General features: G+C 56.5%; 6 protein-coding genes. 5 read left to right on the top strand and 1 reads right to left on the bottom strand.

Annotation, left to right across the window (positions count from 1 at the left end):
• A partial coding sequence (locus tag ABYV26_RS17915) for an extracellular solute-binding protein (protein ID WP_372682723.1) occupies positions 1–801 on the top strand: 801 nt, incomplete at its 5' end.
• A 238-nt stretch (positions 802–1,039) separates the two neighbouring features.
• Positions 1,040–1,843 (top strand): YkgJ family cysteine cluster protein, encoded by an 804-nt coding sequence (locus ABYV26_RS17910; RefSeq protein WP_372682722.1) that lies wholly within the window; start codon positions 1,040–1,042, stop codon positions 1,841–1,843.
• A 135-nt stretch (positions 1,844–1,978) separates the two neighbouring features.
• Here the strand turns inward: ABYV26_RS17910 and dapA are convergent, their stop codons facing one another.
• The gene (gene dapA / locus ABYV26_RS17905) at positions 1,979–3,013 is read right to left on the bottom strand and encodes a 4-hydroxy-tetrahydrodipicolinate synthase (RefSeq protein WP_372682721.1); all 1,035 of its coding nucleotides are present in this window, start codon (positions 3,011–3,013) and stop codon (positions 1,979–1,981) included.
• Positions 3,014–3,188: 175 nt separating this feature from the next.
• Here dapA and ABYV26_RS17900 point away from each other — a divergent pair, with 175 nt between their 5' ends.
• The 3 genes from ABYV26_RS17900 to dsrA form a co-directional block, all read left to right on the top strand.
• The gene (locus ABYV26_RS17900; RefSeq protein ID WP_372682720.1) at positions 3,189–3,812 is read left to right on the top strand and encodes a tetratricopeptide repeat protein; all 624 of its coding nucleotides are present in this window, start codon (positions 3,189–3,191) and stop codon (positions 3,810–3,812) included.
• Positions 3,813–3,895: 83 nt separating this feature from the next.
• Positions 3,896–5,044: a hypothetical protein gene (locus ABYV26_RS17895; RefSeq protein WP_372682719.1), complete on the top strand. Its 1,149-nt coding sequence runs from the start codon at positions 3,896–3,898 to the stop codon at positions 5,042–5,044.
• 379 nt (positions 5,045–5,423) lie between these two features.
• Positions 5,424–6,527, top strand: a 1,104-nt coding sequence (gene dsrA, locus ABYV26_RS17890) for a dissimilatory-type sulfite reductase subunit alpha (RefSeq protein ID WP_372682718.1), incomplete at its 3' end; no start/stop codon positions are given.

The raw sequence follows: 6,527 nt of genomic DNA, 5'->3' as shown, positions 1-6,527 counted from the left end.
TACGCGCTTCAGAAATATATGGATTGGCTGAGAAAATACGCCCCTCCGGGCAGCTTGGGCATGGATTTTTACACCTATCTGCCATTTCTGGCCAACGGCAGCGTGGCCCAGCAGATCTTCTGGTACACAGCCTTTTTGCCCAGCATGGTCGAACCGGGTCCCACGGTGAATGAGGACGGTACACCCAAATGGCGCATGGCCCCCTCACCCCATGGCCCCTACTGGGAAGAGGGCATGAAGCTGGGCTATCAGGATTGCGGCTCTTGGACGTTTATGAAGAGCACGCCGCTCGAGCGCCGCAAGGCGGCCTGGCTGTTTGCCCAGTTCTGCGTGGCCAAGACCACCTCGCTTAAAAAAGCCCATGTGGGGTTGACCCCTATCCGCGACAGCGACATCAATCATGCATCCTTCACCGAACGGGCGCCCAAACTGGGCGGTCTGGTGGAATTCTACCGCAGCCCGGCCCGCGTGGCCTGGACGCCGACCGGCGTCAATGTACCCGACTATCCGAAACTGGCCCAGTTGTGGTGGCAGAACATCGGCGAGGCGGTTTCCGGCGAAGTCACCGTGGATACGGCCATGGACAACTTGGCCAAAGAGATGGACCGGGTATTGGAGCGCATCGCCCGATCCAAGACCCAGGGTGAGTGCGGCCCCCAGCTGAATCCGGAGAAAGATGAAGCCTACTGGCTGAACCAAACCGGATCCCCCAAAGCCAAGCTGGCCAACGAAAAACCCAAAGGGGAAACAGTCGATTACGACAAACTGATCGAGGCCTGGCGCGCAGGAAAGGTGAAATAACCCAACGCGATACCTAAAACGACACACCTGGGGCCGGCCCGTTTCTGGACCGGCCCCATTCATTTAAAAACGCCTGTCCGAGTCCCGTATCGGCTGTACCGTCAGCCTTTCCATGGTTGGACAAAAGGGTTGCCATCATCCCGTCGGTAAACGTTTGGCGCCGGGATTACCGTTTGACTTTGGCCACGGCCTTGGTTACATACGGCCCAACCAAGGAACGATCAGGAAAGGACACGTCATGAACGATGCAGATAACACCGCTTGTATCTCGCCGGTGCGCTTAGGATACGGCAGCCAGTTCAAATTTAAATGCCACCCGGGCGTATCGTGCTTTACCATGTGCTGCCGGGGCATCAACATCATTCTCACGCCCTACGATATCCTCCAGATGAAAAACCGGTTGGGCCTCTCTTCCCGGGAATTTCTGGCGATTTACACCGTACCCCACCTGCTGGAAAAGACCGATCTGCCCATGGTCACGCTCAAGCTGCTCGACGACGAGCGCGAATCCTGTCCCTTCGTCAAGGACAAAGAGGGATGCATCATCTATAAGGATCGTCCCACGTCCTGCCGCTATTATCCATTGGGCACGGCAACCCTCCAGCACAAGGATGGGGCTGACGACGAGGGGTTTTTCTTTTTCATCAACGAGCCCCACTGCAAAGGCTTCGAGGAGGACGGCGATTGGACGGTAGCCGAGTGGCGGGAAGATCAAGAGGTGGATCTGCGGGACGACATCAACCGAGAGTGGACGGATCTGGTGGTGCGGAAACGCTCTTTTCCACCGAGCATCAAGCTGACGGATAAGGCAAAACAAATGTTTTTCATGGTCAGCTACGACATCGACAAATTCAAGCAGTTTGTCTTTGAAAGTTCATTTTTAAAGCGCGTCGAGGTAGACGCCGCCACCGTGGAAAAAATAAAAAAGGATGAAATCGAACTGCTCAAGTTCGGGCTGAAATGGCTAAAAGGTATTCTGTTTAGAGAAACGGATCCCGAACAGCAGGCGTCGAATTTCACAGACAAAGAAAATCCCGCCTGAAAAAACGGTTATTGTGCTTCTAAATCAATCCGCCCGCCCTGATCTATTCAGGGTGAGCGGTTTCGTTTAAGAGGCGTTCAACGGATCGAAAACGCCGGCCAAGGCCGAAAGATACCCGTTTCGGAGGGGCGATGATTAATACGTCGGGTAGTACAACCCTTCCAACAGCCGTTCATCGTTGAGCCGCGCATCGATGTCCACATCGAAGCATTCCGCCAGCGGCGAAAAAAGCTCCGGATTTTTCGATTGAACTGTCTTGGCGATGTTGACCACCACGTCCAGGCCAGCCCGGCTCATTTTACCGAGCGGCGGGCGGCAGGGTCCCGAAGGCATTCCCAGCAGCTGCATCAGCGTCTTCAAGGCCAGCGGATTCCGTGCCCGGCAAACCACGTCGCCGTATGGGGATTTTTCCACGGTTTTCACCGTCACCAACCCGAACAGCGGTGCCAGGGCCTCGGCCAACGCTGTCGCCTGGTCGAAGGCTTTGTGTGTCAACAGGCGAACCAGATCGCTCATGGCCTTGGGGACGATATTGGAAACCACTGAAATCACCCCTGCCGCGGCAATTTCCGGATCGGTCATCATTTCAACCGTCATCCCGTCGTCGCCGGAAAGGATGGTGAATTCGGGGCCGCAGCATTGGCGGGTTCGCCGCATGTTGCCAAGATCTCCCGTGGCCTCCTTGACCGTATTCACGTTGGGATGCGCCTTGAACAGCAAGGCCAGGTCTTCGGGAAGCAGCTGGGCGCCGGTGCGCCCCGGGATGACATAGGGAATGATGGATAAATCGGGAAAGGCCGCAGCCACCGGTGACAGATATTCTTTCCTGATCTCAAGCGAACTGGGACCGTTATAGTAGGGGTCCACCAATAGCACCCCATCGACGCCCGCCTCGGCGGCATGGCGCGTGGCGGACAGGGCCTCTTTGGTGTTGTTGCTGCCCGCCCCGGCGATGCACAGGCATTTGCCCTTGGCATGCTGCGAAATGATCTGCACCACCCGGTGGTGCTCCTGCCAGGCCAGGGTGGGGCTTTCACCGGTGGTGCCCACGGCAAGAAGGCCGGTGATGCCGTTTTGAATCTGAAAATCGGCGAGGCGGGTGAGCCCCGTTTCATCGACTGCCGCGCCGTCGAAAGGCGTTACCATCGCGGTATAACATCCTGAATTCATGCTACCTCCTGAAAATGTCACCTTTTTAAAAAACACTAAGGAAGTTAGGGTTTTATGTCAAGGGAAAAGCGGCTTTGCCGCGATTATTTTCCTTGACACGGACAGACAGTCACGTTACCCATTTTGGTTTCAAAGGAAATTACTATCGGTGAGACCACCGGAAAAGGATGTGAACATGGAAAAAGCACCCAATGCAGAAGCGTTCATTGACCAGCAGAAAAAAGCCATCGCCTCAAACCCCGACTGCGGCACCTCCCACTACAACCTGGGCGTCGCCCTGCTGGGCCAGGGAAAGATCGAAGAAGCCGAGAAATCCCTGTTTACGGCCATCGAGTGCAGCCCCGGCCTGGCCGAAGCCTACGTTCAATTAGGCGGCATTTGCCTGAAACGCGGCGACATGGATGGCTGCCTGGACTGGAACCAGCGGGCCGTCAAAGCCAAACCCGGCTTTTCCGAAGGATGGGGAAACATCGGCTTTGTCCTGCTTCAGCAGGGTGATGTAGAAGGCGCCATCAAAGCCCTGGAAAAGGCCACCATGTTCAATTTCCGGTTTATCCAGGCCTTTGCCACCCTGGCCAACGCCTACCTGATGAACGGCCAGGTCAAGGAGAGCATCGAGACCAACCTGAAGGCCTTGAAGCTCTCTCCGGAGTTTGCCGTTGCGCACAACAACCTGGCCATCGCCTACCTGGAAGACGGGCAGCCGGCACTTGCCGTGGAACACGCCGAAAAAGCGATTAACCTGGGCTATGAGGTGGCACCGGAAATCCTGAAAGAACTGGAATCCTTCCGCGCCTGATCGAATCCGTCGGACATCCGGACCGCGCCTGCCGAAGGTCCGGACGCGCGACAACATTGACCCATTCCGGTAATGTCCGCCCCATGTCGACCGTATCTTGCTTTCTATCCACAACCGATCACCCGATTGATCGGGACCACCCTTTGTGGCATCGCCCGCTGCCCGACAATCGGCATTCCACAGCAAAAAAACCCGACTGTGTCGATACCGCGGCCGTTACCTATGGCCGGTATTTTTCAGCGGTCTCCAACTTTTGTACAGCCGGCGGCTGGGACAGGATCCTAACGGCCGCTTCCCGCCAATTAAATCAGCCTGTCGTTGAACAAGATCTGGGGGACCTGAATATTTTCTTGGAAAAGCACGGGGCCTTTTACCACCCGGCCCGGCTCCAGGTGGCGGTCAAGGACTGGACGGTTTCCTTTGTGGTCAACGTGGCGGTTTCCAGCCACGGGCGGAAAGCCTTTGCCCGCGAGGTCAAGGCACTGGAACATCTCAACGCCCAGCGGCCTTTTGGCTGGTTTCCCCGGGTCTACAGCTTCACGCCAGACGAACTGCCCATGTTCCTGGGGGACTGGTTTGAGGGATTCCATGAATTTCACCTGACCCGACGATCCGACAACGATAAAGCGGCCATCGTTGTCTGGGATGGGGCCGCTCCCCCTTGCCTGCTTTCAGAAACGCAGGCGGCCGGTCTGTACCGCAATACCGCCATGATCCTGACCGCCTGCTACGATCCGATCACTTCAAGCCAGATCTTTCCCTGGCATCATGCCGCCGGCGACTTTGTGGTCCGGGTCGCAGGAGAGGGCGTAGCCGTCAGACTGATCACGGTCAGGGATTATGTTTCCATTCCCGACAGCACCGATGAACCGGACGACGAACGGTCGATTTTGGAGGCCCTGGTGGTTTTTTTCATCCACCTGTCCCTGCGCATACGCTTGGACCGTCTCGACGGGGTAGGAGAGATGGCCTGGGCATCGGACCGCTGCCTGGCGCCCATGGTCGACGGTTTTTTCATGGGGCTGGACCTGACCGCCCGCATGAACGGTTTTCCGGAAACCGTTCCCGATACGTTCCGTCATTTTTTCAACCACCATGACGATGATGCCCTTCGAAACATGGCTCGCCGGGTCACCGAGACTTTTTTTGATCGGCGGACTGAAGAACACCGTCTCATCGCCCGCCACCTGGCCCGTCACATGCAGAGCCTTCGCCGACTGTTGTCGGGTTGACGACAAGGCCTGCTGAAACCGCCGACAGGAGGCCCCGCACAAGCGGATGATGGCCACAGTGTTCAGTCGATTAAAAACGGAGCTCGAACACCACATGGAGAGATGGTGGCGATAAGGTGCACAACATTTTGTATGAAGGCCCAACCACGAATGGCACCTGCAGCTTAACTGCGCGAAACCAGGCTTTTTTATTGACAAGCCCCATGATTAATTCTATATCTGCTCCTTGCAGTTTTAATGATGAAAACCAAGTGATTTCAACAATCCCGACAATATATGAAAAAAAATTCGAGAGGAGGTGACTTTTAACCCCCCCGTCGGGGACGGTTCTTATTTTATTGGCAGGTTGGTTTAATATCAATTTAAATGGAGGTAAAAGATGGCAAAGCATGCAACCCCTTTGTTGGACCAGCTTGAGTCCGGTCCGTGGCCGAGCTTCGTGTCGGACCTGAAGCAGGAAGCCGCGCACAGGGCCAAGAACCCGAACAACGTAGAATTTCAGGTCGCCCAGGACTGTGTGGAAGACATTCTGGGCGTATTGGAGCTCTCTTTCAAACACGGCCGGACCCATTGGAAACACGGCGGTATCGTGGGTGTGTTCGGATACGGCGGCGGCGTTATCGGCCGCTACTGCGACCAGCCTGAAAAATTTCCCGGCGTGGCTCACTTTCACACCATGCGCGTCGCCCAGCCCGGCGGTAAATACTACACCACCGACTTTCTGAAAAAACTCTGCGACCTGTGGGAATTCCGCGGCTCCGGCATCACCAACATGCACGGCTCCACCGGTGACATCATCTTCATCGGAACCTCCACCAAGCAGCTGGAAGAGATTTTCTTCGAACTGACCCACAACATGGGCCAGGACCTGGGCGGCTCCGGCTCCAACCTGCGCACCCCGTCCGACTGTATCGGCTCTTCGCGCTGTGAATACTCCTGCTACGACACCCAGGCCATCTGCTACGACCTGACCCAGGAGTACCAGGACGAACTGCACCGACCGGCCTTCCCCTATAAGTTCAAGTTCAAGTTCGACGGCTGCCCCAACTGCTGCGTGGCCTCCATCGCCCGGGCGGACATCTCCTTCGTGGGGACCTGGAAAGACGACATCAAAATCGATCAGGAAGCCGTCGCCGGCTACATCGGCGGTGAATTCCCCCCCAACGGCGGCGCTCACAGCGGCCGCGACTGGGGCAAGTTCGACATCCAAAAAGAGGTCATCGGCCTGTGCCCCACCGAGTGCATGTGGATGGACGGCGGCAAGCTGAAGATCGACAACAAAGAGTGCACGCGCTGCATGCACTGCATCAACGTCATGCCTCGGGCCCTGCACATCGGTGACGACCGCGGCCTCTCCATGCTGGTCGGCGCCAAGGCGCCGATTCTCGATGGTGCCCAGATGGGCTCACTGCTGGTCCCCTTTATCAAGGCGGAAGACCCCTATGATGAAATCAAAGAGGTTATCGAGAAGATCTGGGATTGG

Origin of the sequence: Desulfosarcina sp. (genome assembly GCF_041551955.1) — a bacterium.
Classification (GTDB): Bacteria; Desulfobacterota; Desulfobacteria; order Desulfobacterales; family Desulfosarcinaceae; genus Desulfosarcina.
The sequence above is the reverse complement of the archived record's forward strand: the minus strand, read 5'-3'. Positions and strand labels throughout refer to the sequence as shown.

Bases quoted from the DNA above. Each gene is read 5' to 3' on its own strand.
- ABYV26_RS17910 (WP_372682722.1), top strand. From the start codon at position 1,040: ATGAACGATGCAGATAACACCGCTTGTATCTCGCCGGTGCGCTTAGGA.
- dapA (WP_372682721.1), bottom strand. From the start codon at position 3,013: ATGAATTCAGGATGTTATACCGCGATGGTAACGCCTTTCGACGGCGCG.
- ABYV26_RS17900 (WP_372682720.1), top strand. From the start codon at position 3,189: ATGGAAAAAGCACCCAATGCAGAAGCGTTCATTGACCAGCAGAAAAAA.
- ABYV26_RS17895 (WP_372682719.1), top strand. From the start codon at position 3,896: ATGTCGACCGTATCTTGCTTTCTATCCACAACCGATCACCCGATTGAT.